This is a genomic window from Gulosibacter sp. 10, assembly GCF_900163695.1.
Taxonomy (GTDB): Bacteria; Actinomycetota; Actinomycetes; order Actinomycetales; family Microbacteriaceae; genus Gulosibacter.
Window position 1 is genome coordinate 50,433 of sequence record NZ_FUIC01000038.1, and the last position, 25,959, is coordinate 76,391.

General features: G+C 68.4%; 25 protein-coding genes and 1 other RNA gene. 12 read left to right on the top strand and 14 right to left on the bottom strand.

Translation table 11 applies throughout. The features are described from left to right. Window positions 1–104: 104 nt before the first annotated feature. The 7 genes from bcp to pta all read right to left on the bottom strand — a co-directional run bounded on the left by bcp (window position 105) and on the right by pta (window position 11,138). Window positions 105–575 (bottom strand): thioredoxin-dependent thiol peroxidase, encoded by a 471-nt coding sequence (gene bcp, locus FM112_RS14040; protein WP_087008680.1) that lies wholly within the window; start codon window positions 573–575, stop codon window positions 105–107. A 700-nt stretch (window positions 576–1,275) separates the two neighbouring features. Next, on the bottom strand, window positions 1,276–2,346 hold the full coding sequence (locus FM112_RS14045; protein WP_087008683.1) for an aspartate-semialdehyde dehydrogenase: 1,071 nt from the start codon (window positions 2,344–2,346) through the stop codon (window positions 1,276–1,278). Between the two features lie 165 nt (window positions 2,347–2,511). After that, window positions 2,512–3,777: an aspartate kinase gene (locus tag FM112_RS14050; RefSeq protein WP_087008685.1), complete on the bottom strand. Its 1,266-nt coding sequence runs from the start codon at window positions 3,775–3,777 to the stop codon at window positions 2,512–2,514. A gap of 198 nt (window positions 3,778–3,975) precedes the next feature. Then, window positions 3,976–4,575, bottom strand: a complete 600-nt coding sequence (gene recR / locus FM112_RS14055; RefSeq protein WP_087008687.1) for a recombination mediator RecR — start codon at window positions 4,573–4,575, stop codon at window positions 3,976–3,978. Between the two features lie 3 nt (window positions 4,576–4,578). Then, window positions 4,579–7,752, bottom strand: a complete 3,174-nt coding sequence (locus FM112_RS17450; protein ID WP_217874602.1) for a DNA polymerase III subunit gamma and tau — start codon at window positions 7,750–7,752, stop codon at window positions 4,579–4,581. 75 nt (window positions 7,753–7,827) lie between these two features. After that, window positions 7,828–9,027: an acetate/propionate family kinase gene (locus FM112_RS14065; RefSeq protein WP_087008689.1), complete on the bottom strand. Its 1,200-nt coding sequence runs from the start codon at window positions 9,025–9,027 to the stop codon at window positions 7,828–7,830. Beyond that, window positions 9,024–11,138 carry a phosphate acetyltransferase gene (gene pta / locus FM112_RS14070; protein ID WP_087008692.1) on the bottom strand — a complete coding sequence of 705 codons (2,115 nt, stop codon included), beginning with the start codon at window positions 11,136–11,138 and terminating at the stop codon, window positions 9,024–9,026. Before pta ends, FM112_RS14065 begins: the two co-directional genes overlap by 4 nt. Window positions 11,139–11,290: 152 nt before the next feature. Between pta and ffs the strand changes: the two genes are divergently transcribed. The 4 genes from ffs (at window position 11,291) to FM112_RS14090 (ending at window position 14,204) form a co-directional block, all read left to right on the top strand. Further along, window positions 11,291–11,387: signal recognition particle sRNA small type (ffs, locus tag FM112_RS14075), an RNA gene on the top strand. A 219-nt stretch (window positions 11,388–11,606) separates the two neighbouring features. Next, window positions 11,607–12,548 carry an aldo/keto reductase gene (locus tag FM112_RS14080; RefSeq protein WP_087008695.1) on the top strand — a complete coding sequence of 314 codons (942 nt, stop codon included), beginning with the start codon at window positions 11,607–11,609 and terminating at the stop codon, window positions 12,546–12,548. A 152-nt stretch (window positions 12,549–12,700) separates the two neighbouring features. Continuing rightward, window positions 12,701–13,456 carry a hypothetical protein gene (locus FM112_RS14085; protein WP_140400705.1) on the top strand — a complete coding sequence of 252 codons (756 nt, stop codon included), beginning with the start codon at window positions 12,701–12,703 and terminating at the stop codon, window positions 13,454–13,456. 106 nt (window positions 13,457–13,562) lie between these two features. Then, window positions 13,563–14,204, top strand: a complete 642-nt coding sequence (locus FM112_RS14090) for a hypothetical protein (protein WP_087008698.1) — start codon at window positions 13,563–13,565, stop codon at window positions 14,202–14,204. Window positions 14,205–14,358: 154 nt separating this feature from the next. On the opposite strand, the gene FM112_RS14095 is transcribed toward FM112_RS14090, so the two are convergent. Then, window positions 14,359–15,225, bottom strand: a complete 867-nt coding sequence (locus tag FM112_RS14095) for a metallophosphoesterase (RefSeq protein WP_087008700.1) — start codon at window positions 15,223–15,225, stop codon at window positions 14,359–14,361. A 129-nt stretch (window positions 15,226–15,354) separates the two neighbouring features. After that, the gene (locus FM112_RS14100) at window positions 15,355–15,567 is read right to left on the bottom strand and encodes a hypothetical protein (RefSeq protein WP_087008702.1); all 213 of its coding nucleotides are present in this window, start codon (window positions 15,565–15,567) and stop codon (window positions 15,355–15,357) included. Between the two features lie 443 nt (window positions 15,568–16,010). Between FM112_RS14100 and FM112_RS14105 the strand changes: the two genes are divergently transcribed. Then, window positions 16,011–16,322: a hypothetical protein gene (locus FM112_RS14105; protein WP_087008705.1), complete on the top strand. Its 312-nt coding sequence runs from the start codon at window positions 16,011–16,013 to the stop codon at window positions 16,320–16,322. Between the two features lie 52 nt (window positions 16,323–16,374). On the opposite strand, the gene FM112_RS14110 is transcribed toward FM112_RS14105, so the two are convergent. The 5 genes from FM112_RS14110 to FM112_RS14130 form a co-directional block, all read right to left on the bottom strand. Further along, a complete protein-coding gene (locus FM112_RS14110; protein WP_087008707.1) occupies window positions 16,375–16,680 on the bottom strand; it encodes a hypothetical protein in 306 nt (101 codons plus the stop codon). Next, complete coding sequence (locus FM112_RS14115) at window positions 16,677–17,261, bottom strand: recombinase family protein (protein WP_087008709.1); 585 nt, start codon at window positions 17,259–17,261, stop codon at window positions 16,677–16,679. Before FM112_RS14115 ends, FM112_RS14110 begins: the two co-directional genes overlap by 4 nt. Before the next feature lie 231 nt (window positions 17,262–17,492). Further along, window positions 17,493–18,392 (bottom strand): DUF4231 domain-containing protein, encoded by a 900-nt coding sequence (locus tag FM112_RS14120; RefSeq protein ID WP_087008712.1) that lies wholly within the window; start codon window positions 18,390–18,392, stop codon window positions 17,493–17,495. Beyond that, window positions 18,389–18,934 (bottom strand): TIR domain-containing protein, encoded by a 546-nt coding sequence (locus tag FM112_RS14125; RefSeq protein ID WP_087008714.1) that lies wholly within the window; start codon window positions 18,932–18,934, stop codon window positions 18,389–18,391. The genes FM112_RS14120 and FM112_RS14125 overlap by 4 nt, the downstream gene beginning before the upstream one ends. A 206-nt stretch (window positions 18,935–19,140) precedes the next feature. Next, window positions 19,141–19,512 (bottom strand): hypothetical protein, encoded by a 372-nt coding sequence (locus tag FM112_RS14130; protein ID WP_087008716.1) that lies wholly within the window; start codon window positions 19,510–19,512, stop codon window positions 19,141–19,143. A 1,506-nt stretch (window positions 19,513–21,018) separates the two neighbouring features. Between FM112_RS14130 and FM112_RS14140 the strand changes: the two genes are divergently transcribed. From FM112_RS14140 to FM112_RS17455, 7 genes are all read left to right on the top strand, one after another. After that, window positions 21,019–21,240, top strand: coding sequence for a hypothetical protein (locus FM112_RS14140; RefSeq protein WP_087008720.1), 222 nt, complete (start codon window positions 21,019–21,021; stop codon window positions 21,238–21,240). A 52-nt stretch (window positions 21,241–21,292) separates the two neighbouring features. Next, entirely contained in the window at window positions 21,293–21,919 is a 627-nt protein-coding gene (locus FM112_RS16970; protein WP_140400707.1) for a hypothetical protein, read from the top strand. An 815-nt stretch (window positions 21,920–22,734) separates the two neighbouring features. Beyond that, window positions 22,735–24,483 carry a bifunctional DNA primase/polymerase gene (locus FM112_RS14145; protein ID WP_087008723.1) on the top strand — a complete coding sequence of 583 codons (1,749 nt, stop codon included), beginning with the start codon at window positions 22,735–22,737 and terminating at the stop codon, window positions 24,481–24,483. Further along, window positions 24,465–25,175 (top strand): hypothetical protein, encoded by a 711-nt coding sequence (locus FM112_RS14150; RefSeq protein ID WP_140400708.1) that lies wholly within the window; start codon window positions 24,465–24,467, stop codon window positions 25,173–25,175. Before FM112_RS14145 ends, FM112_RS14150 begins: the two co-directional genes overlap by 19 nt. A gap of 34 nt (window positions 25,176–25,209) precedes the next feature. Continuing rightward, on the top strand, window positions 25,210–25,422 hold the full coding sequence (locus tag FM112_RS14155) for a hypothetical protein (protein WP_087008727.1): 213 nt from the start codon (window positions 25,210–25,212) through the stop codon (window positions 25,420–25,422). After that, window positions 25,409–25,669, top strand: coding sequence for a hypothetical protein (locus FM112_RS14160; protein ID WP_087008729.1), 261 nt, complete (start codon window positions 25,409–25,411; stop codon window positions 25,667–25,669). The genes FM112_RS14155 and FM112_RS14160 overlap by 14 nt, the downstream gene beginning before the upstream one ends. After that, on the top strand, window positions 25,641–25,959 hold a 319-nt coding region (locus FM112_RS17455; RefSeq protein ID WP_217874604.1), incomplete at its 3' end, for a hypothetical protein. The genes FM112_RS14160 and FM112_RS17455, both read left to right, overlap by 29 nt.

Genomic DNA, 25,959 nt, shown 5'->3' on the forward strand with positions numbered 1-25,959 from the left:
TTCCGTAATGTAGGAGTTAGTTAAGCATGGATCCTCGGAGGATGCAACGTTTCCGGGGGTGGGATTTCGCACTCCGGCCGCGCGCCGAGGGCTCCGCGGGGCGCCTAGACGCCCAGGCGCTCGCGCAGGGCGCGGACGTGCCCCTCGGCGGGGACGTTGTACTCGGCGAGCTCGAGGGCGCCGGCCTCGTCGACCACGAACGTGCTCCGGAGCACGCCGGTGATCTCCTTGCCGTCCGGCAGCACCTTGTCACCCCAGGAGCCCCAGGCCTTGGCCGTCTCCGCATCGGGGTCGCTGAGCAGCGGGAAGGGCAGCTGCTCCGCCTCGGCGAACTCCGCGAGCCGCTCGACCGGATCGGCCGAGACGCCGAGCACCTCGTAGCCCTGGCCACGGAGCGAGGCGAGGTTGTCGCGGAAGTCGCAGGCCTCGGTCGTGCAGCCCGGGGTGAAGGCCTTGGGGTAGAAGTAGACGATCACCTTGCGACCGCGGTAGTCGCTCAACGAAACCCGCTCCCCACCGGCGGTGGAGAGCGAGAGCTCCGGAGCGGCGGCTCCGACTTCGAGTCGTTGCACCATGCTTCTCCTCACTTTCTCCTAATTGTTCCGCATTGCGGAATCTTTTTTTCTTTACATGAAACAGCGTAGCAGTCGCGCCCGTTCTTGTGCGGGGTGCGGGCAACTCTTCGGCGCCGCCTGCGCCGGGCCTCCCCCATCGGGACGTATAGCCGGGCAGGCGCGAATACCTCGACCGCGCAGCCATGCACCCCAATTCGGCACACTTCGGCCCGGCTGTCTCCCCGCCACCTCCGCCTCACTACGGGGTCTCGCCTCCACCTCGCTACGAGGGCCTCCTCATGCCGCACCGCACCCGAACCCGCCGACCGGATCGGGGCGTATAACCGAGCCACCCCGAATACCGCGACGGCGCAGCCATGTATCCCGATCCGGGCGCGCCGACGCCTGTCTGCTTCCCCGCCCCTCACCCCTCCGCCTCGCGACGCGGGTCTCCCCATGCCGCACCGCACCCGAACCCGCGGCCGGATCGGGGCGTATAACCGAGCCACCCCGAATACCGCGATCGCACAGCCATGCACCCCATTCCGGGCGCACTTCGGCCCGCATTCCGCGGCGGGACCGCCGGCATCCACGCGCCCCGCCGCAGTGTCCTCTGCCCCGCGGTGCTCTCTGCCCCACCGGCCCCCGCATCCGGCCCCGGAAAATGCGGAAGGGCGGCCGCGGGATCCGCGGTCGCCCTTCCGGAGGGGTGCTGGACGCGTCAGACGGTCGCGCGCGCCTTGAGGTCCTCGGCGACGAGCTCGGCGAGCTGCACCGTGTTGAGGGCCGCCCCCTTGCGCAGGTTGTCGTTCGAGATGAAGAGCACGAGGCCCTTGCCCTCGGGCGCCGACTGGTCGCGGCGGATGCGGCCGACGAGGCTCGGGTCTGCCCCGGCCGCCGCGAGGGGGCTCGGCACGTCCACGAGCTCGACCCCGGGCGCCTCGGCGAGGACCTCGCGCGCACGCTCCGGGCTGATGTCGCGGGCGAACTCGGCGTTGACCGTGAGCGAGTGGCCGGTGAACACCGGCACCCGCACGCAGGTGCCGCTCACGAGCAGGTCCGGCGCGTGGAGGATCTTGCGCGACTCGTTGCGGAGCTTCTGCTCCTCGTCGGTCTCGCCCGTGCCGTCGTCGACGAAGTCGCCGGCCTGGGCGACCACGTTGAACGCGATCGGGTGCACGTACTTCTGCGGCTCGGGCAGCTCCACGGCGGAGCCGTCCTCGACGAGGCCGAGGAGCGCGTCCTCGCCCTGGTCCGCGCCCGCCACGATCTGGCCCGACAGCTCGCGCGCGCCGGCGAGGCCGGAGCCGCTCACCGCCTGGAAGGTCGAGACGACGAGGCGCTCGAGTCCGGCCTCGTCGTGCAGCGCCTTGAGCACCGGCATCGCCGCCATCGTGGTGCAGTTGGGGTTCGCGATGATGCCCTTGCGGCGCTCCGCGATGTCCTGGGGGTTGACCTCGGAGACCACGAGCGGCACATCGGGGTCGAGGCGCCAGGCGGAGGAGTTGTCGATCACGACGGCGCCGGCCGCCGCGAAGCGCTCGGCCTGCGCCTTGGAGGTGGCGCCTCCCGCCGAGAACAGCGCGATGTCGATGCCGTCGAGGTCGGCGGTCGCGACGTCCTCGACCGTGATCTGCTCGCCCTTGAACTCGATCTGCTTGCCGGCGGAACGGGCCGAGGCGAAGAGGCGGATCTTCGCGATCGGGAAGTCGCGTTCGGCAAGCAGGCGGCGCATGACGCCGCCGACCTGTCCGGTTGCACCGACTACGGCAACGGTGAACTGGTCAGTCATCTCTCAGGGCACTCCTTCGGTGTCGGCCACCCTTCAACGGGATCAGCGGTGGCGGTTCGCGCGGATGCGCGGGGGTTCAAGCGTATCGCGGGCGGCACGGCTCGGATAGGCCGAAGGCCCGCCGATGCGCGGCGGGCCTTCGGCGGTCGGGACCGCGGCGCTCGGCTATCGGCCGGTGCCGGCGTAGACCACGGCCTCCGACTCGCCGTCGAGGCCGAATGCGGCGTGGATGGCGCGGGCGGCCTCGGGCACGAGGTCGGCGTTGGTGACGATCGAGATGCGGATCTCGGAGGTGGAGATCATGTCGATGTTGATGCCCGCGCTCGAGAGCGACTCGAACAGCGTCGTCGAGACGCCGATGTTGGTGCGCATCCCCGAGCCCACGAGCGAGACCTTGCCGATGTGGTCGTCGAAGCGGAGCTCCTCGTACCCGACCTCGGCCTTGGCCGAGTCGAGCGCCTTGAGCACCTGCTCCGAGGAGGTCTTGGGCAGCGTGAAGGAGATGTCCGTGACGCCGTCGTTCTGGGTCTGCACGTTCTGCACGATCATGTCGATGTTCGCGCCCTGTTGCGAGACGATGTTGAAGAGCGTCGCCGCCGAACCGGGGACGTCGGGCAGGCCGACCACGGTGATCTTGTCCTGGCTGAGGTCGTGCGCGACGCCCGCGATGGTGGCTTCTTCCACTTGGTTCTCCTCGTTGGGGTTGTAGACGATGGTTCCTGGGTCGCTCGAGAACGAGGACCGGACGACGAGCGTGACGCCCTGGCGCCGCGCGTACTCGACGGCGCGGATGTGCAGGATCTTGGAGCCGCTGCCGGCGAGCTCGAGCATCTCCTCGCTCGAGACGCGGTCGAGCTTGCGCGCCTTGGGGACGATGCGCGGATCGGCCGAGAACACGCCGTCCACGTCGCTGTAGATCTCGCAGCGGTCGGCCTTGAGCGCGGCCGCGAGCGCGACGGCGGTCGTGTCGGATCCGCCGCGGCCGAGCGTCGTGATGTCCTTGGTGTCGCGGTTGAAGCCCTGGAAGCCCGCGACGATGGCGATGGCGCCCTCGTCGAGCGCCTCGCGGACGCGGATGGGGGTGACGTCGACGATGCGTGCGTCGCCGTGCTTCGCGTCGGTGATCATGCCGGCCTGGCTGCCGGTGTAGGAGCGGGCGTCGTAGCCCATCGACTTGATGGCCATCGCGAGCAGCGCCATCGAGATGCGCTCGCCGGTGGTCACGAGCATGTCGAACTCGCGCGGGTCGGGGATCGGCGCGATCTGGTGCGCGAGGTCGATCAGGTCGTCGGTGGTGTCGCCCATCGCGGAGACGGTCACGACCACGTCGTGCCCCTCGCGCTTCGTGTCGACGATGCGCTTTGCGACGCGGCGGATGCCCTCGGCGTCGCCGACCGACGATCCGCCATACTTCTGCACGATGAGGCTCACGTACCCTCGCTCCCGGTAGGTGGTTCGGGCGCGCGGATGCGGCCCCCGGCCGATTCTAGTCGCCGCGCGGCGGACACGCAGTCCGAGAGCCGCGGTTTCCCGGGCGGAGACGGGCCGAAGCGGGGCCGGGAGGGAGCAGCCGTCGGGAACGGTGCTGCCGAGATCCGCGGGGCCGCCCTCGAGGAGCCGCCGGAGCGGCTACTCGCCGATGATCCTCCGACCGGCGAACGCCCGGCCGAGCGTCACCTCGTCCGCGTATTCGAGGTCGCCGCCCACGGGCAGGCCCGAGGCGAGGCGCGAGACGCGCACCCCGACGGCCGCGAGCAGCCGGGAGAGGTAGCTCGCGGTCGCGTCGCCCTCGAGGTTCGGGTCGGTGGCGATGATGACCTCGGCCACCTCGCCCGTCTCGAGCCGCGGCATGAGCCCGCGGATGTTGAGCTGGTCCGGCCCGATGCCGTCGATGGGCGAGATCGCGCCGCCCAGCACGTGGTAGAGCCCCTCGTAGCCGCGGGTGCGCTCGATCGCGGCCACGTCCTTGGGCTCCTCCACGACGCAGATGAGCGTGCGGTCGCGCTCCGGGTCGTCGCAGATGTTGCAGACCTCGGACTCCGCGACGTTCCCGCAGTACTTGCAGAAGCGCACGCGGTCGCGCACCTCGAGCAGCACCTTCGCGAGCCTGCTCACGTCGAAGCTCTGGGTCTGCACGATGTGGAACGCGATGCGCTGGGCCGACTTCGGGCCCACGCCCGGCAGTCGGCCCAGTTCGTCGATGAGCTCCTGGACGATTCCCTCGTACACGGTCTAGTACTCCTCCGGCGGTGCTTCGAAGTCGTCCGGTGGGATGTCCCCCGGGTCCATCGGGGACTCGATGGGGGTCTCGATGATCTCCTCGCCAACGAACCGGGCGCCGAGCTTCTCCCTGATGACGGACTCGCCGTAGCGCTCGGAGCCGGCCGCGAGGGCGGGATGCCGCTTTGGCGGCGCCTTGGGCGCCGGGGACGCGGCCGGGGCAGGAGGCGCCACCTGCTCCGGGGGTGCGGCCTGCTCGGAGGGCGCGGCCTGCTCCGAGGGCGCTGACGAGGGCGAGGACGCCGCCGTCTCCTGCCCGCTTCCCGGCCGGGTGCGCGACCAGCGGTTCATCTCGATGACCTCGCCGCCCTCGGCTTCCGCCGGAGCCTCGGCGCGCCCGTCGGCGCCCTGCGGGGAGGCGACTGCACCGGCGCGCGTCGCGGCCGGCGATTCGGACGCCTCGGGCTGCGAGGGCGAGTCCTCGCCCGAGCCGGTGGCGTACTCGTCCCAGCCCGAGCCGGGGCCGTCGGCGGATCCGGGGATCGCGACGACGTCCCAGGTCGCGACGCAGGCCTCCGGAGCGGGCGAACTCTGCCCCTCGGCCGGAGGGCGCTGCGCCGCGGGGCGGGCGGCGGGCGTCGAGGCGGCGGGGCGTCGGTCCCGAGCCGGCTCATCGGCCGGGGCCAGGTGCGCCGTCGCCGAGCTCGCGTACGGGCTCGTCTGCTCGCGGGCGGATGCGGGGCCGGCGGCGGGCGCGGAGTCATCCGTCGGCGCTGTGCCGGACGCGGTCGGGGCCGCTCCCCCGGCGGCCGGATCGGGCCCGGGCTCGGAGCCGCCCGGACCGGCTCGGTGGCGCTCGGGGTCCGAAGGCGGCGCGCCCTCCTGCCGGGGCGCCGCGTCGGCGTCGTTCTGGCGCACGCGCGGATAGATGGTGATCTCGAATCCGAAGACCTCCCGCAGCGCCTGCTTGAGGTGGTCGCCGACGGAGTCGCCCCGCTCGCGCCCGTGCGCGAACTGCTCGAACACGCCGCGGTTCGGGAACTCGATGCGCAGCTTCGCGTCGGTGTACTCGATGGGGTGCACCGAGTTCATGACGCTCCAGGAGCTGCGGCCGCCGATGCCGTTGACCTGCTCGACGACGGTGGGCCAGGTGTCGCGCACCCGCCTGAGGTCGACGGTGGCGGGGTCCACCCCGCCCAGGACCTCGGCGGGCGACTGCTCGGCGCCGTGCCGGTCCTCGGGCTCGCCGGATGCGGGCCGGTCCTGCCCGGGGGCGGGCTCGGCCGTCGCCGTGCGCTCGGCCTCCTCCGGGGGCAGGTCGGGGGCGGCGCCATCGGGATCTGCGGGTGCCGGCTCCGATCGGCTGTCGGCGGGCGCCGCGTCGGAGGCGCTCTGATTCGGCTCCGCCTCCGAGGGCGAGCCGTCCGGCGCCTCCTCGGGCGCGGGCCGATCCTCGGCCGGTCCAGGACCTGCGGGGGCGGTCTGCTGCGCATCCGCCGTCGACTCCTCGTCCTGCGAGGCCGGGCGCCGGTCCGATCCGCCGGTCGGTTCCATCCCCGGGTCCGGCCCGGCCGCGCCGGAGTCCGAGGCACCGGCGCGCTTCGAAGCAGCAGCGCGGTTCGAGGCATCGGCGGCGCTCGAAGCATCATCGGGCCTCGAGGCACCGGGTCCCGATGCGACGGGGCTCGAAACGTCACCGGGGCCCGTTTCGGCGGGCCGGGCATCGTCGGTCCGAGCTTCATCGGCGCCCGGCGTCACCGCATCCCACGCGGCGGCCGCTGCGGCGGCAGGGTTGCCCGACGGCTCGGCGGCGCGGTCTCGGGTGCCCGGGGCGGCCTCCGCGGGCGCGGCGCCACGGCCGGTCGCCCCGTCCGCCGCGGACCGCGAGGTGCCCGCGCCGGCCTGGCCGGGCTCCGAATCCTGCGTCTGCCGCTGCGCGGCGTGCTGCTCCCCCGCCGACGGTCCGCCAGCGGCCTGCGCCGCAGCCGGAGCCTGCCCGCCAGAAGTCTGTCCACCCGGGGCCTGCATGCCGGCCGTCTGCGCGCCCGACGATCCCCCGGGCGCCGCCTCCCCGCCGAAGACGGCGCGCATGCCCACGAGGATGCGCGCGACCATGAGCTCGAGCTGCACCCGGGGCGCGGTGACGCCGCTCATCTCGGTGAGGGTCGCGTTGACGGCGTCGGCGATGTGGCTGAGCGCGTTCGGCGAGAACCGCCCGGCCGCCTCGCGCATCTGCTCGAGGTCCGAGGGCGCTGCGCCGCGCAGCACGGCGCCGGCCGACTCCCCCAGCGCCTTGACGACGATGAGATCGCGCACGCGCTCGAGCAGGTCCTCGACGAAGCGGCGCGGGTCCTGCCCCGACTGGATGACCGAGTCCACCGACTCGTAGGCGCGCGCAGCATCCGCCGCCGCGAACGAGTCGATCGAGTCGTTGAGCAGGCCGTGCGAGGTGAAGCCGAGCAGCTGCGCGGCCATCTCGTACTGCAGTTCGACGCCCTCGGTGCCCGCGATGAGCTGGTCGAGCAGCGACATGGTGTCTCGGGCCGAACCGCCGCCGGCGCGCACGACGAGCGGGAGCACGCCGGGCTGGGCGCCGATGCCCTCCTGCTCGCAGATGCTCTCGATGTACTCGAGCATCGGCGCGGGCGGGATGAGCCGGAACGGGAAGTGGTGCGTGCGCGAGCGGATGGTGCCGATGACCTTCTCGGGCTCGGTGGTCGCGAAGATGAACATCACGTGCTCGGGCGGCTCCTCGACCACCTTGAGCAGCGCGTTGAATCCGGCGCCGGTGACCATGTGCGCCTCGTCGATGATGAAGATCTTGAACCGGTCCCGGGTGGGCGCCACCACCGCGCGCTCCCGCAGGTCGCGGGCGTCGTCCACGCCGCCGTGGCTCGCGGCGTCGATCTCGAGCACGTCGATCGAGCCGTTGCCGTCGCGGCCGAGCTCGAGGCAGGACTGGCATGTGCCGCAGGGCTCGGGCGTGGGGCCCTGCTCGCAGTTGAGGCAGCGGGCGAGGATGCGCGCGGAGGAGGTCTTGCCGCATCCGCGCGGGCCGGAGAAGAGGTAGGCGTGGTTGACGCGCCCGGTGCGGAGCGCCGTCATGAGCGGATCCGTCACCTGACGCTGCCCGATCATCTCGGCGAACGACTCGGGCCGATAACGACGGTAGAGGGCAGCGACCATGCCCACCATCGTAGACGGAACCACCGACCTCGATGTCGGTCGATGCACAGTCTCCGGGAGGGGTTCGGGAGGGGCTCAGCCGACGGCGATCCCCGTCGCCTGCAGCGTCTGCCTGGCGATCTCGAGCTCCTCGTCGGTGGGCACCACGAGCACCCGCACCCGCGAGGCGTCGGTCGAGATCTCGTGGATGCCCTCGACCCGCTCGGCGTTGCGCGCCTCGTCGAGCTCGACGCCGAGCCACTCCATCCCCTCGAGCACCCGGCGGCGCACCTCGACCGAGTTCTCGCCGACGCCGCCGCACCACGCGATGGCGTCCGCCCCCGCGAGCGCCACGAGATAGGCCCCGAGGTAGTGGCGCATCCGGTGCACGTAGACGTCCAGGCCGAGCGCGGCGCGCTGGTCGCCCGCGAGCGCGCGCTCGGTCACGTCGCGCACGTCGTTCGTCCCGGTGAGCCCCAGCAGGCCCGACTTGCGGTTGAGCAGCTCGTCGAGCTGGTCCACGCTGTAGCCGGCCTTGCGGTGCAGATGGAACAGCACGGCCGGGTCGATGTCGCCCGTGCGGGTGCCCATCACGAGCCCCTCGAGCGGGGTCATGCCCATCGAGGTCTCGACCGAGCGGCCGCCGTCCACGGCGCAGGCCGAGGCGCCGTTGCCGATGTGGAGCACGACGGTGCGCAGCTGGTCGTAGGGTCGGCCGAGATGCGCGGCCGCGGCCTCCGAGACGAACTTGTGGCTCGTGCCGTGGGCGCCGTACTTGCGCACCCGGTACTTCGTGGCCACGTCGTGGTCGAGCGCGTAGTAGCTCGCCGAGTCCGGCATCGTGGTGTGGAAGGCGGTGTCGAACACCGTGACGTGCGGGATGCTGCGGAACACGCGGCGCGCGGCGCGCACCCCGGCGAGGTTCGCGCCGTTGTGCAGCGGCGCGAGCGGGATGAGCTCCTCGATGTCTCGCTCCACCGCGTCGTCGACGATGGTCGGCTCGAAGAAGCGCCGGCCGCCCTGCACGACGCGGTGCCCCACCGCCACGGGCGGGGCCTCCTCGAGCGAGGGGCCGTGCTGCGCGAAGTTCTCGAGCATCGCCTCGAAGGCGACGTCGTGGTCGACGATCTCGACGGCGCGCTCGGTCTTCTCCTCGCCGTGCCGGTGCACGACGTTGCCGGAGGCCTCGCCGATGCGCTCGACGAGGCCCGAGGCGAGGGTGCGCTCCTGGGCCATCTCGATGAGCTGGTACTTCAGCGAGGAGGACCCGGAGTTGACCACCAGTACGACGCTCATTCGGAGGCTCCTTCGTCCTGCGCCTGGATGGCCGTGATCGCCACCGTGTTGATGATGTCGGAGACGAGCGCGCCCCGAGAGAGGTCGTTGATCGGCTTGTTCAGGCCCTGCAGCACGGGACCGATCGCCACGGCTCCCGCCGCCCGCTGCACCGCCTTGTACGTGTTGTTGCCGGTGTTGAGGTCGGGGAAGATGAACACGGATGCGCGACCCGCGACCCGGCTCTGCGGCAGCTTCTTCGCGGCGACCGCCATGTCGGCGGCCGCGTCGTACTGCAGCGGCCCCTCGACCGGCAGCTCGGGCGCCCGCTCGTGCACGAGGCGGGTGGCCTCGCGCACCTTGTCCACGTCGGCGCCCGAGCCGGAGTCGCCGGTCGAGTAGCTGAGCATGGCCACGCGCGGCTCGATGCGGAAGCGCCGCGCCGTCTCGGCCGAGGAGATCGCGATGTCCGCGAGCTGCTCGGCCGTGGGGTCGGGATTGACCGCGCAGTCGCCGTAGACGAGCACGCGGTCGGCGAGCGACATGAGGAACACGCTCGAGACGATCGACACGGAGGGCTTGGTCTTCACGATCTCGAAGCTCGGCTTGATGGTCTGCGCGGTCGTGTGCGCCGCCCCCGAGACCATGCCGTCGGCGAGGCCGAGGTGCACCATCATCGTGCCGAAGTACGAGACGTCGCGCATCCGATGCCGCGCGTCCTCGAGCGTGACCCCGCGGTGGGCGCGCAGCCGCGCGTACTCCTGCGCGAACCGCTCGAGCAGCTCCGGGTCCTCGGTCGAGCGGATCTCGGCGCCCTCCAGGCCGACGCCGAGCTCGGTGGCGCGGCGGCGGATCGCCTCCGCATCGCCGAGGATCGTGAGATCGGCCACCTCGCGGGCCAGGAGGCTCGAGGAGGCGAGCAGGATGCGGTCGTCGTCGCCCTCGGGCAGCACGATGCGCTTGCGGTCGCGGCGGGCGCGGTCCAGCAGGGTGTACTCGAACATGAGCGGCGTGACCACCGTCGGCTCCGGCACGTCGAGCAGCGCGACGAGCTCCTCCGCATCCACGTGCTCGGCGAAGTCGGTGAGCGCCGCATCCACCTTGCGCTGGTTCGCGGCCGAGAACCGGCCGCGCGTGTTGACGATGCGCTGCGAGGTCTCGTAGGTGCCGTGGTCGGTGCGGATCACGGGGACGTTGAAGGAGACGCCGCTCAGCAGGGTCTCGATCACGGGCGAGAACTCGAAGGGCCCGTTCACGACGATCGCTGCGAGCGAGGGGAAGTTGTCGGCCTGCTGCGCGAGCAGCAGGGCGAGCAGCGTCTCGGTGCGGTCGGCGGCGACCACCGCGACGCCGGAGGCGAACGTGCGGGGCAGCACGTTCTCCATCGACATGCCGCACACCGTGACGCCGAGCACCTCGCGGCTCATGAGGGCCGGGTCGCCGTCGTAGAGCGACCCCTCGACGGAGGCGCAGAGCTCCTCGACCGTCGGCGCGATGAGGATGGGGTTCTGCGGCAGCACCCAGACCGGGGGCCGATCCTGGGCCATCGCATCGGTGACCTGCCGCACCGCCGACTTGATCGGCTCGAGCTCCTCCGGCTCGGCGCGGTTCACGATCACGCCGATGAGCGTGGCGTGCTCGGCCTCGAGCTCCGGATACGTGACCGCCGCGGCCTGCGCGAGTTCCTCGGCCGTGCGGGCCGTGCTGTCGCTCTGGTTCCGGCCGGAGAGCACGAGCAGCACCGGGGCGCCCAGGTTCGCGGCCACCCGTGCGTTGAAACCGAGCTCGGCGGGGTTGCCGACGTCGGTGAAGTCGCTGCCGATGATGACCACCGCGTTGCAGCGGCGCGCCATCGCGTCGTAGCGGTGGATGATCTTCGCGAGCGCCGCGGAGGAGTCCTCGTGCACCTCGTCGTAGGTCGTGCCCACGCAGTCCTCGGAGCGCAGCTCGAGCGAGGAGTCCACGCGATCCAGCATGTGGGACAGGACGTCGTCGCTCTCGGGGTCGGCGACGATCGGGCGGAACAGCCCCACGCGGCCCACGTGCTTCGTGAGCGTGTTCAGCACGCCGAGCGCCACGGCCTGCTTCCCGGAGTATCCCTCGGACGACGTGATGTAGATGCTGGCGGTCACAGGCCCAATGCTAGCGATCGGGATGCGGAATTCCTGAGCCGCGCAGCGCCGTCGCGGCGGGCCGCCGGGCCGGCCGCGCGAATCGCCATTCGCATCGCCATTCGAATCGTCGATCGATTCGCCATTCGCTCGGCGGAATCGCTATGATGATCGTCGGCCCCTCACGTGGCGCCATCCAGGCCAACTCCCCCAGGTCGGAAACGAAGCAAGGGTAACCGGGCTCTGGCGGGTGCGTGAGGGGTCCTTCGCATCTCCGGGCTCCTGACCGCGCCCGGAGAGTGCCGAGCCTCCTGCCCGAAGGCCGCCCGATCCGGGACGAATGGCGCCCGCATCCCCGCATCGTGCTCGCCGGCGCCATGCGTCCCCGCGCCGGCGGCGGATGACGCTGTTCGACGCGTTGTCCGCGCGATAAGGTCGGCGGGCCTAGGCTGGCGGCGTCCGCATCCGTCGTCCAGCCGAAGGAGAACCATGGCACGCATCCCCCGCACCGATCTCGACGTCTTCCCGCTCAACCTCGGCGGCAACACCTTCGGGTGGACCTCCGACCGCGACACCTCGTTCGCCGTCCTCGACGCCTTCGTCGCGGCCGGCGGCAACTTCATCGACACAGCCGACTCCTACTCGCAGTGGGCGGAGGGCAACGAGGGCGGCGTCTCCGAGACCGTGCTCGGCGAGTGGCTCGCCGCCCGCGGCAACCGCGCCGACGTGATCATCGCCACCAAGGTGGCCGGCAAGCACGACCGCAAGGGCCTGAGCCGCGAGAACGTCGAGGCCGCGCTGAACGAGTCGCTCGAGCGCCTCGGCACCGACTACATCGACCTCTACTACGCGCACTACGACGACGAGGAGGTGGCGATCGAGGACCAGGTGCGCCTCGCGCACGACCTCGTCGAGTCCGGTCGCATCCGCCACTTCGCGCTCTCGAACTTCGCGCCCGAGCGGATGCGCGAGTGGTTCGAGGTCGCGACGCGCGAGGGGCTCGCCCTGCCCGTCGCTATCCAGCCGCAGTACAGCCTCGTCGCCCGCAAGGAGTACGAGACCGAGTACGCCCCGATCGCGCGCGAGTACGATGCGGCCGTGTTCTCGTACTTCTCGCTCGCCGCGGGCTTCCTCACCGGCAAGTACCGCGCGCCCGAGGACCTCGAGGGCCGCGCCCGCAAGGACATGGTCTCCGGCTACGCGAACGACGAGGGCTTCGCCGTGGTCGACGCCGTGGTCTCGATCGCGGAGGCGCGCGGCGTCGAGCCGACGACCGTGGCGCTGGCCTGGCTGATCGCCAAGGGCGTGACGGCGCCGATCGCGTCCGCCAGCACGCCCGAGCAGATCCCGAGCCTCGTGGCGGCGGGCACGCTGTCGCTCACCGATGACGAGGTCGCCCGACTCGACGAGGCCTCCACGCCCTTCGCCTGATCCCGGGCCGCGCATCGCGGCTGGGCCGCAGTCCGCGGTTCCGAATTGCTCGGGGCCGCAGACTGCGGCCCGGCTTAGCGACTACGCTTGGCGGACATCCCCGGCACGAGGAGTGAACAGTGCGAGCGAGCGTCTGGCTGTATGCGTTCTGCATGAGCGTGCCCGCGGTGACCAGCATCTGGATGGCGCTCGGGAGCGCGCGAACCGATGTGCTGCTCGGCGAGCCGGAGCCCTCGCCCGATTGGCTGTTCTTCGGGCTCGGCCTGTTCGTGCTGCTCGCGGGCCAGGCGGGCACCTTCGGGCTGTACTCCGGGTACAGGCCTTGGCAGCGGCGGCGGAAGGGCGCGTTCGTGCTGATCGGCTGGGCGGCGATCGCCATGTCGGTCATGACGGTGCTGCTCTCGCTGCTCGGGCAGCTCGGCGTCGAGCGCGGCGTCTACCGCGGAACGGACGAGCGCTGGGACGGTGCGACCTGGACGATCTTCTGGCTCCCTCACGCCATCGCGGCGGTGCTGCTCGTGGCCGGGCTCGCGATGATCGCGATCGGGCGGCGGCAGTATCGGGAGGACGCGGCGTTCGTGAAAAGCTCGGGGGTGTTCACCTCCGGGTCGCCGAATCAGGAGGGGCGCATCCTGTCGATCGAGGGGGCAGGAGAGCTCGACCGCGTGCTGATCGAGACGGCCGCGCCGTGGGGCGTCGCGCGCATCCTCTGCGTCACCGACAACGCGGGGCGCAACGGCTGGATGACCGCGCCGGGCACGAGCCTGCGGGTGCTCCACGACCCGATGCTGGGCAGCGCGCCCGAGGCGTGGGGCGTCTGGGTGAATTCGTGGCGGCGGATGCGCGGCGCGCGACTGCAGCCGCGCGAGGTGCTCGTCCCGATGCCGCAGGAGCGCCCCCGCCCGTGAACCGTCGCGCAGATGCGTCGCAGTCCGCGGTTCTGCGACGCTCGAAACCGCGGACTGCGACGCATCTGCGCCGGGGCGTTCCGGCCCGCCGTGGGATGATGCGGCCGTGATCGAGATGCGGATGACGGAGGAGCGCCGACGGGCCGTCGTCCGGGCCAATTTCCGGGCGCTCTGGGTCTTCCTCCCGCTCCTCGCCCTGCCCGGCGTCATGCTCGTCCTCCAGACCGTCCTGTCGCGATCGCCCTCCGCGGCCGGCTTCGTGTTCTTCGGGCTGAACGCGATGGTGATGGGGCTGCTGCTCGTCTTCGCGTACGTGTGGATTCCGCGTCGGGCCGAGCAGCAGCGGATCGTCTTCGGCGAGGGTCGGTACGCGGTGACGACCTGGTTCGGCACGAGCCGGTTCGCGGCATCGGATGTCGCGGGGGTCGTGGCTGTGGATCGGCTGTCGCTCGGCGGTGTTCCGCCCGCGCATCATCTCGTGCTGGCGGGACACCGGCGGCGCCTGCTCCTGCTCGCGGGGCACATGTGGGACGTCGAGCAGCTTCGCGCCCTGGCCGACGATCTGGCGGCCAGGGGCGTACCGTTCGCCCACCTGGATCGGCCAGTCGCCCCTCACGAGCTGCGCGCGATGGATCCCCGCCTCATGCCCTGGCGGCAGGCCCGGCCGATCGCGTTCGCGCTGCTCCTCGTCCTGGGCGTGCTGCTCCTCTGCGTCCTCGTCGTGGCGATGATGCTGGCTCTCCTCTAAGGCTCCGCCCCTGCCTGCACTCGGCCGCGACGGACCCGGATGCGTCGCGGCTGCTTTCCCATGCGCGGGAGGACGGGCGGCACCTCGGGGTCGAGGCACCGGGCGGAGGAGCTGCGATCTCGCGCGCGGGAGGACGGGCCGCCCTGCCGAGGCATCAGGTATGCACGCGGGCGTCGCGGAGGATGAGCGGGGCCCAGGCCGGAGCCGGCGCGCGGCCGTGGCCGGGGTCGATGCCGACGATGCGGCGGTCGCCGTTCGTGAACGTGACGTGCCGGGACGCGACGTCGAGCGAGAGGTCCGGCAGTATCCAGCGCTCCGCCCGCCACTGCTCCCGGTCCCAGAGGAAGGCCGTGGAATGCCCGTGCGCCTGGTGGAACGGCATCGGCGTCTCGGCGCGCTTCCAGGACGGGTAGACCTCCACGCCTGCCTCCGCCCAGACCGGGCCGGCGTTCTCGTCGGCGCGGCCCGTGAGCATCGACCCGGGGAACCACAGCGCCCCGTCGGCCCTCGCCTCCGCGAGCGGCGCCAGCGCGTCCCGCGCCCGCGACGGCCGCCAGAGCCCCTGCTCCCAGAAGCCCCGGGTGAGTCCTCCGTGCGTGAGCAGCCAGTCGCCATCGGCGGCTTCGACCGCCGCGCCCGGCACCATCCATCCCTCGCCCCACCAGGCGCGCAGCGCCTCGGATGCGGCCGCCTCGACGGTCTCGGCCCAGTCGAAGACGCGGCGGTCGACGTAGAGCTGCTCGTGGTTGCCCACGAGCTGGGTCCACACGCCGCGCGCGAGCAGCCGGTCCACCAGCAGCACGACGCCGAGCGAGTCCGGGCCTCGGTGCACGAGGTCGCCGACCTGCACCACGTGCAGCCCCTCGGGCCACTCGAATCCGACCGACCGCCAGTCGACGCCCGTCGCCGAGTGCGCCGCGGGGTCGAACGCGACGCCGAGGCGCTCGAGCATGTCGCGCAGCACGGCCGAATGGCCTCCGACGTCGCCGATTACGGCGACCCGTTCGTGAAGTCCGCTCATGCGCCCAGCCTAGGGGCGGCCACCGACACGGAGCGCCGGGCGAGCTGCCGACGGATCCCCTGGACGGCGGCTCGACTGCCGGTCGAGAACGACCGAGGAGGCGGCCAGAAAGCCGGACGCGCAGAGCATTCAGCGGGAACGCCTCCGCCGGGACCGCAGATGCTGCGCCTCCGCGCGGCGGATCTCTCGCAGCCAGCCGGGGTACTTCCGCAGCGGCAGGATCCGGCGATAGACCGTCATCAGGAGCATCGCGATCCAGGCGCCCGGCTCGAGCACCATCGACAGTCCGATCACCGCGTTCGCCGCTGACGTGCCGATCCCCAGCACCGCGGCCAACGCCATGGTCTCCGCGCCCATCCGACCCGCGCGAACACCGGCGCAGGTGCACGATGGGCGCCGTGGCGCGAAGGCGCACGGGCGTGAACTTCCCGACTCGGTGGAGAGGACCCCTGCAAAAAGCGGAAGCCCCCGGTCTCCCGGGGGCTTCCTGCTGCGGAGGATAGGGGATTTGAACCCCTGAGGAGCTTCCCCAACTATAGCGATGGACTCCTCGAACGAGTGTTGCCATGACACCCCAGGCGTCACCCCACTACATCGTGCCTGAACTGACGGCAAAAATTTTCGAGAACGCATCGCTTTCTCCGTCGAGCTAAGCAAGCTGCACTAACTTCCTGCCGGCTGCAGAAGGAGCACCTGCGAGCGTGAGAACGACTCGCGAACTACGCGAAGCCACGCTCAGGCCCGGCCGAAACAGAAACCGCAGCCTGAGCAGCGCGCGTCGTCGGATGACGCAAACCATCACCCGCGCCGTGTTCGGCGGCGGTACCGGCCACGCAGCGGATGTCGTCTTTCACAAGCTCAACTCACTCGGCATCCTCTTAAGCCTGTCGGTGGGCATGTCAAACATCGTGCTCGCTCTCGCAGATGCGCTCCTTGCCGGGTTCATCATCATGATGCTCATAGGCTTCATCAAGACCAAGCCGCCGTTCCAGGACGCTTGCGCGCAGCTATTCCCGTTCCACGACCCGCCGAGCGCCCCCGCGCAATTGCCCGCGTCGTCACCACAATCGCGGGAGACCGCAGACTACTGCCTGTGAGCGCGTGGAAAACGGCGGCGAGCCGATCACTCACCGCCGTTCGCCGCCACGCCTACTTTCCGGGCTTGCCCTTCCCGAAATCGCCGATGGGCGTGATGCCGCGCAACAGCCGGAACACCATGAATAGCGCGAACAGTGCGACGGCGAAGATCCACCCGTTGGGAATCGCATAGCCCGCGTAGACGGCCAGCGCGAGCCACAGGATGGTGCGGAACAGCTTGGTGAACGTCGCGGCGAGGACGACGAAGCCCAGGCCAATGACGAAGAACCACACGTCGCCGGTCGCGAACCACAGAATGCCGCCCGCGAACGCGAGGAAGACGCTGAGCTTGTGCCTGGCGATGAACTTCCCGATCATGGCGTTGCTCCCTCCTTCTTAGCGCGCACCTCTTCGTAGGCTTTCGCCACCGTGGAGCGAGCGACCCCATAGCGGGCTGCCTGGCTCGACTTGGACTCCCCGCGCTCGATGGCCCAGTACACTCCGGGCTTCTTCCGGGCTGAGAGCGCCGTGGGTCGGCCCACGTTGTCGTAGCCCTCGTTCTTCTTCCGAACCGACACCGCCGCTCTCACGCGCTCACCGTTGAGGTCCGACTCGTACTCCGCCATGACGGCCTGCACGCCGAAGAGCATGCGGCCGGTGTAGCTGGCGAAGTCGTAGGCCTTCCCGTCCGCGACCAGCACGACCTTCTGTTCCTCGAACTGCCGCCTGATGCGCACGAGCGTTTCGGTGCGGCGGGAGAGGCGGTCGAGCTGTCGCACCACCACTCTGTCGCCCTCGGTGACTCGCTCTAGCAGCTTGTTGAACTCCGTGCGCCGGTCGCTCTTGCCCGTGTCGGTTTCGAGGACGACCTCGTCGCACCTCTGGGCTTCGAGGAACTGCCGTTGGTTTTCGCCGTCCTGTTTGGCTCGGGAGACCCGTGCGTATCCGTATGTAGTCATCGCGTACGTCCGCGCATTCCGCAGTTGTTGGCGCGGCGAATATCAGGACGCTTGTTTTCGGCATGCGATAGGCGACATGCCTGTGCTGCGGTGGGGCGTGGGCCTCCCGGTGGCGAGCGGACCAGGTGCTTGCTAGCGATTGGTGACACCCGCCCTGAGCGCACGAAAAACGCCGCTCCCAAGAGGGGGCGGCGTTCATCAGCCGATCTCAAAAATGGCAGTTAATCCAGATCATCTTAGGCGTCGCGTGATCCCTGTACGTGATGCGAGCCAGGTTGTATGTTCGCGACTAATTGCTTCTTCAGCGTCGGCGGCGACTAGGGCCCAGTCTTCCTCCTCAACTGTTCGAAGCTTGTCAGCTTGGATGGCGAGTTCCTTGGACGCCACCGAATATGCGGAAGCCAGAGGCGAAAACTGCTTGACAGCCACCCAAGCGGCACCGGCAGCAATAGCGGCGCCCAAGAGCCCTGCGTAATCTACCGGCCACCCGCCCACGATTTTCGCGAGAGCAAGTGCCACAGCAGCAATCTCAGTGAAGATCAGCAGCACCCGCCAGGTTCGGGACTGGTTCCGGTTGAACTTAGCCTTCCAGGCGTACCAGCTCTGTTGTTCTTTTGTCCGGCCTTCAATGTACGCATCGCGCCGAAGAACGAACGGCTGCTCGCGTAGTCGGTTCATGCCAGGAGTCACGACGGGGTTGTCCCCAGTGAACTCGATCTGCTCCGAAAGCTCGGCAGTAACCGAATCAACGCGCCTTCGCAGAAGGTCGGTGGCTTCAGGCTCAGCAAGCGTCGGAAGGAAAGGCTCGGCGCAGATGGAGTACCGCCAAGATAGCGTCTTCACTGACTCCGCTACTGCGCGACCGTCGTACCATGCGCGCTCTGGCTGAAATATCCACGAAACCACTTCACTCGCGAGCGCAGCAACGAAGCCCACGAGAATGATCCAAGCCCCCACGGCAAGGCCAACTTCACCTATTGAAATAGCACCACCGAGGGCTGCTAGAACTCCACCGCCCGCTTTGGCGATGGTGAGACGCAATGCCAATCTCTGACCTTTACCCGACTCCGTGTCCGCGACCCGCCACACATCCGGGAGGTCGCTATCGGTCAATGTCAGGGGCTGTTTCATGAGGCGTTTCGAAGTCTCAGCGAACGACTGTTGTCACGCAAGTGCGACTTGCTGGTACGCGCATCGTACGCCGTCTCGATCATATTTGCGAGGCCCTGAGCTTCGCTCGGATACTGCCACCAGACCGCGTAGCCATCCTTGCCATCGGTGTTGTCGTCCAGGCGGGCTGGCGGCTTCTTGCCGGAAAAACTCGCCGCAGACGGCAAAGTGATCCCCAGTAGCCCACTCGCCAACGAGGTTGATGTGTTCCGGAGCGAAGCTGCGATTTCCCAGTCCACAAAGCGCCTCTTCCAGGTTTCCCGGCCGACGAGAACAATGGTGACAGTCGTGCCGCTGAGGTATTTGGCGCGAATCTGCTGCTTGATGTAGTCCGCGTTGGTGCTGTTGATGATGTCGCCTGACATGCTGGCACCTATGCCGCGCGCGATCAGTACATCACGGTCGTGATCGAAATGTTGAATGAACTGCTGAACTTCATCCTCGTCGGCGTGGTGGTAGGAGATGAAACACTTGTGTCGAGTCTTGCTAGCCAGGGATTCCATTTGCGCCTTTCTGGGCCCACGGGCATGAGCCTCCCCACGAACATTAAGCCATGCCACGGACACACATACCTAGCCGAGCAGATGGCGCCGTCCTGTGGGAGGCAGCCAACACCTCAATCGTGCCTCTGCTCATCCAATCCTACGGCTGTCGGCCACGCCAGCCATTCACTGTTGAGGGGAGTCGACGGTACGAAAAAACGCCACTCTCAGGCGGGAGCGGCGTTCATCGAGCGGCGGAGGTTACAGCCGCCAGGCGGGGCGGTGAACGGCTCGCCGTCCACGCCGAGGAGCGGGAGAGCCTTCATGCGGCCGGTCTCGATCATGCCGATGCCCTGGTCCTCCTCCTTGATGTGCTTCCGCACGTCTTCGGACTGGACCACCCACACGATCTGCGCGTAGCGCGTCTCATCCTCCTTGAACGAGCGAAGAATGCTCGCCGTCTCTCCCCTGTTCTTCGCCGTCAGCTCGATCTCGAAGGCGATGGAGACGGGCTCGCTACCTTCACGTAGGGCTTCGCAGTTGACCACCAGGTCGGGTTGGTGCGACTGCTTGGCCTTCTTGCTCTTCGCGTTCTTCACGGCAATGGTCCAAAGCGAGGGTTCGCGGCGGTGGGCGTCGGCGGGGCCACCTTCCCGGCCTCCACGGCCCGCCACATCGCATCGTGTCGTGCGGCTCCCACGTACCCCTCATCGGACTTCTTCACGTCGTCCATCCGTGAGGCCTTCAACGCGCCCCACACACTGCGAATCATGTACTCGCTGACGAGCGAGTCCAGGGAGTACGGCATCCGAAGCGATGAGGAGCTGTCCTCCACGGGGTACCCACGCATGAGCCAGAGCGCCGTTTGGTTGACCGCGAGGGTGTGCCCGAGTGACCCGAGAGCGACGTTTCAGACCTCCGCCACGTCGCCGAGGTTGATGTAGCGAGCCTCCGCGAGCCACCGCAACGCCTTGGCCGTGGCGAACCACACGCGGTTCGCCCCCCGGCACGTGCTCACACGCCGCCATGCCCAACTCTCGAAGGCCCATCATGCGCTTGTAGGCCGTCTTCGGCAGCACGTTCGACAGCATGGCGAGCTGCGCCTCGGTGGCGTACTTGAACCGTGCGATGAATGCTAGTAGCTGCAAGTCTCTGTCGGTGATGTCGCGGCGGCGGTAGGTGGATGCCCGCTTATGGCCGGGTAGCAGCTCACCGGCGGCCCGCCTCGCGGCCATGTCGGCGCGCTCCTCGGCCGTGTAGTCGCGCTCCCACGGTCGTCGCTCTGTGGTGGCCTCAACGTCGTTCTCCGCCGCTTGCTCATCGTCGACCAGCCGGGAATCTAGCTCGTCCTCGTCGTCCAAGAACGGGTTCGTGATGTCTGTAGCCATGTCTCGCGCCTCCCTCATCGTCGTGTGGCGGTGAATATCGGGGTGGAGACTCCGCCGTGGACTAGGGATGGAACGACCATCGAACTCTCGATTCTGATGCGCCCCACCCTCACGCAGACGGAACGGGGGGAGGGAAGCAGCAGCGCTAGCGCGCTTCTGAAAGCCTCTGAAAGCCACCGCGAAGCGCACCCTTCTTGGAGGCTTCCGGAAGTGCTTCCAGTACTGGAGGCCACTGACGCCCCGCATGAACCTGGGGAGCCATCCCCCGTTCCTACAACTTCCGGCCCCTCGCGCTTCGCGCCAGTGGGACGTGCACTCCTCGCCAGCTTGGGGCTGCCATTGGAGCACCGGTCCCTACTGACGCTCGCTTGGAGCAAGTGGGGCTCACCATTCCAAGAAACATCCCGAAGTTCACTGGGCCAACTCCCCAGGCTCTCCCGGCTCGTCAGCGTGTATCTAACATCGACGAAAGCTCCAACTGCCGAAGCTTCCAAAAAGTCAGTTCGCGAAAGTGCCACGAGAACGAAGCACCGGATCACAGTGGGGCGAGCGAGCGGCGCAGCGGTTCGTCGCCCGCGCCCCCTGAGAGCGACCGTCTTCTTTTTTCGGAGCGCGCGTCTCTAGTAGCGCCCGGCTCTCTGACGCTAGTAGCCGGGAGCTACTAGACCGCTCCGTTATTCACGAAGGACCATCGAACACTTCGGCGAGGAGGATGCCGTGCCCGCGAAGCAACAGCCCAAGCTCATTTACCACCTGAACTACCACAACGGCGAGCCGGAGGTGTGCCACGAGAAGGGGTGCACTTACCTCGAGCGCGACCACTTCGACACGAGGGAGGCAGCCAGCGCGGCCTACGAAGAGCACATGTGCGCCTACCTCTTCCCCAGGTTCACGAAGGAGCGGCGCGGACAGTGGAGGGTGCCGCGACCGCGCAAGTAACATCGGCGCACAGTGGCGAGGGCCGACGAGCGTTGGGCGTAGGGTTAGGAACATGGATGTGATCTGGGGGTCTGTCCCCGAGTGGGTAGGTGCTGTCGGAACGGCTGCGGCCTTCCTATGGGCCGTATTTCTGTACCGGCAGAGCATCCGAGATAAGGAGATCGCCCAGGCGAGGTTGCTATCCATTGTGAAGCCTCCAGTGCCAATCCAGATTCTCCCAGACCGAGTGACTGGCGAAGCTCCAAAGATTTTTCTCGCTGGCAACCCGCAGCTCAGAGCAAAAAGCGGCGGGACCGGGGTTGAGTTAGTCACCACAGAAGAGTCCGTCTTGGTGGACCTACATTTGGTGTCCACCAGCGATGAGACGTTCTTCATTGAATCTGTGGACATCTTGAGGCGAGACGGAACGGTAGTCCCTGTGCCCAATTCCTGGCCAGATATTGCGCCACATGCCGAGTTTAAGGTCGGTGTGCATTTTCCTACTGACTACCTCGGTGCGACTGAGAGCTTTCGTATCCGATTCCAGGACGCCAGTGGAAGGACGTGGGAGAGGATCAACCGCCAGCCGGTTCGAAAGTTCCGCCCGAAGGGGCGACTTCGCGTCACCCTAAGTGTCTGCGCGAAGAAGTTTAGCTTTCGCGTAAGCGCAGTGAGGGATCAGATCGCGGAACAACATTGAAGTCCCGAGCGGAACACTCATTCACGAAATTCTCCTGGCGTTGCGTGTTTGCCTTCAGAAAGAGACGCCGGTCGAAAGATTGGCGCCTTTTTGTGCCCGCTTGGGCACTCACGGGCGCGTCCCCGCGTACACGTGCGAGTTTTGAGCGGAGAGCGGACAGCCTCACCGCAACCTCGTAGGGGTGTGCCGCTGGTGTGCCGTTACTTCTCAAAACGCGGCACGGGTTTGAGCACGCTATAGCGTCCTCTGAGCAGGGTGTGACGGGGTGCCGTTACTTTCCATAAAACCGCTGGCATAAGAGAGCTGTAATGGCTATGGAATACGGCTCTAGGAGAAAAGTTTCCGGTTCTTTGCGGTACACCCGTCACACCTCCGCAAAAACGACGTAATAGCGTCATAGAACCCGTGCCGCGTTTGCTCACGGTTGCGGCACATCCCGTCACAGGTGCTCCGCTCGTCGGCTCCACTCTGCCAAGGCCGACAGCGGCCGCTCTCTGGGCTCGATATTGGTGCCATACGCGCAAGGCGCTGGCGGCGGCCCGCGACCTTGAGGGCGGCATTTCGGGATCGAGTGGCTTTGCCTCGCCTGTCTCCTCTCCCGAGGCGCCGCCCTTTCGCTTGAGAGTCGCCTGACCTGCGAAGACGTAGTTCCGATATTCCCTCGTGGCGCCTCCCCGCTCGCAACGGGTGCCACGAGACGAACGAGGTACATCGACATGGCTACAGACGACCAGATCATCGCCAAGCTCCGCCGCTTCGGGCTTCCCCTGAAGAACTTCAACAAGGGCCCCACCATGAAGCACTAGCAGCAGAAGGTGTGGGATGAGTTCACGGAGGACGAGCGCCGCAACACGACCGGCTACGGGGTCAATTGCGGGCGCGCCGGGCTCGTCGTCATCGACTTGGACACCAAGGCGACCGGCGTAAACGGCTTTGACTCCTGGGCGAAGCTCACCGAGGGCAACGAGAATCCCGCGACGCTGACCGTCTCCACCCCCAACGGTGGAGAGCACCGCTACTACCGCATCACGGACGCCCAGCGCGGGGGATACGCCAACATCCGCAACTCCGTGGAGAAGGTGCTGGGCACCGGCATCGACGTGCGTGCCAAGGGCGGGCAGGTCGTCGGCCCAGGCTCCACCGTCTGGCGCGACAAGGACGACCGCAGCAAGGGCAAGGGCAAATACGCCATCAAGCACGCCGCGCCCATCGCGGAGCTACCCGACTGGCTGTTCACGAAGCTCACCGCCAAGCCCGAGCCCAAGCCTGCGGCTGCACCGGCGCACAGCGGGGAGGAACTGCCCTACGACTTCCCGAGTATGAAGGCCAAGCGCGTGCTCGACAAGGCCGCGCTCAAGGTCATGAACGCAGCGCCGGGGAGCCGGAACGACACCCTGTACCGGCAGACCTACGCGGCCGCAGCCGCCGGTGCGCCCACGCACGCGGTGACGGCGGCCATGACGCGTGCGGGAATCGCCTGCGGCCTGCCGATGGATGAGATCGAGCGCACGGTGCCCCGCACGGTGGAGGAGGGTGCAGCCAACTACGTACCCGAATACGAGCCCGTGAACGTGACTGCCGAAACCCGCTCTGCCACCGCGACGGCCGCCCAGAAGGACGGCGAGGGCTTCACGAAGAACTACTTCACCGAGGACAACCTCGCACCCCTGTTTGCCGACAAGCTCCGCAGCACGACTGCCTACGTGACCGAGTGGCGCGCCTGGGCAGTGTACGAGCCCACCACCGGGGCGTGGCGCAAGGAATCCGGCGAGACCGTGAGCCAGTGGGCGAAGAGCTACTTCAAGGCCGTCTACGACGACGCAGTTGACCGCGGAACCGCCGCCGACGAGGTGGCCACCCGCCGCCTGCATAGCGTGGCAGTGTGCAAGAACATCATGGGTTCGGCAGCCGAGGAGCTCGCCGTGTCCTCCCTGGTGTTCGACGCCAACCCGGATGTCATGCTCGCCGCCAACGGGGCCATCGACCTGCGCACCGGTGAGCTACGCGAGGCGAAGCCCGAGGACTACTTCATGCGCCGCACCGGCGTGCGCTACCTGCCCGATGCTGAGCACGCGGGGTGGACCACCATCCTCGAGGCCATCTCCGCCGACACCCGCGAGTACGTGCAGACCATCGTGGGGCAGGCATTCACCGGCCACCAGCCCACGGACGCCAGCATCTACTTCTTCCACGGCGACGGCTCCAACGGTAAGTCCTCCATCATCGACACCACCCGCGCGTGCGCCGGCGACTACGCCACGAACCCCTCCGCCAACGTGCTCCTTCGCTCCTCCGGGGCGAACGACCACAGCCTCATGGTGTTCAAGGGCCTGCGCCTGGCGCTGTTCGAAGAGCTTCCAGACAGCAAGCACCTGGACGCCTACATCGTGAAGCGCCTCTCCGGGTCGCAGGTGCTCCGCGCCCCACACAAGTACCAGGCCGAGGAGGAGTTCCGCGTCATCGCCACGAGCCTCATCAACACCAACCACCTCCCAGCGTCTCCGAGATGGAGCACGGCACCTGGCGACGCCTCAAGGTGGTCCCCATGCCCTACAAGTTCGTGAAGTCCGCCGCGCTCATTGCGGGCGAGAACCACCGGGTGGGAGATCCCCGCGTCGCGCAGTGGACTCCCAACACCGCCGTGCAGGAGGCAGCCCTCGCCTGGGCCGTGCGCGGCGCGGTCGATTGGTACAAGCGCGGACAGCAGGAGCCGCCCATGACCGACTCAATGGTCAAGGCCCGCGACGAGTGGCGCGGGTCCAACGACAAGATCGGCCAGTGGTGGCAGGAATCCATCATGGACGACCCCGAATCGTTCATCACGCTGGACGACCTCTACACCTCCTACGCCGCCCAGATGCGCCGAAGCGGGCAGGGCATGGACAGCAAGCGCTCCTTCCTGGCCATGCTTGAACAGCACGAGGTGTACGCCCAGTCGGGCGCTGAGCGCGTGCGCGGTCGCCACAAGGCCTACACCCGCTCCATGCCCGCGCAGGCGGAGGACGACGAGTTCTACCGCCCGCGCTCGACGGCGATTCCCACCGTCGCCACGTTCGTTCGCGGCGTCCGCTTCCGCACGCTCGACGATCAGCGGGACTCGGAGATGAGCACCGACGACCGCAAGGCCGCCATCCTCCGCAGCATCCAGGCACAGCTCATGGCCGAAGGGCTCACGCTCAACGACCTGACCGCCACCGCCGCAACCCCGAACGAGGAGGAAGCCGATGCGCTCGATGCCGACGACCTCGTCTTCTGAAACATCGCTCAAGCAACCGCCGCAGGGAGGACCAATGGCTACCACTGAGAACCGCCGAGGGCACGGACGCCCACCCGCCTTCACCGCCGAGCAACGAAGGCAGCTCGTCGCACAGTACGAATCGGGCGAGTACACCTACCGCGACCTGCAGGCCCTCCACAAGGTCGGCCTCTCCACCCTCTACCGCGCCATCCACGGCACCAACGCATCGACCCTCACGGAGGAGAAAGGACATGAGCAAGGCTGAATCCCATCAGGGCATCCCCACCATCTACAACGGCGTCCGGTTCCGCTCCCGCACTGAAGCACGCTGGGCGGCGCTATTCGACCTCATCGGCTGGGAGTACGAATACGAACCGCTCGACTTCGACGGATACATCCCCGACTTCCTCGTGGACGGCGCGTTCTGGGTCGAGGTCAAGGCCGCTACGACGCAGGCCGAGCTACGGGCGGAAGCCCCCCAAGGTGCGCAGGGCGCTCGCACGGGACGCTAGGCAGGCATTCGTCGTCGGCGGAACGCTACTGACCACTGACGACCGCGCCAACGACCGGGCGTTCGGCGTGCTCGCCATCGACCACGGCGACGTGTGCGACCTCGAGGAGCACGGCGTGACCTTCGCCCGCGACTCCTTCGGTGCGGCCGAGTGGGTGCGCTGCGCGGATTGCAGGCAGTACCGATGGCAGGAAGCGGATGGAGCGTTCGGGGGCACGTGCGGCCAGAGTTGGCGGCACAACGCCTTCAACCTCCACGACCTCCGCGAGCACTGGGGGGGGGGGGAAGGTC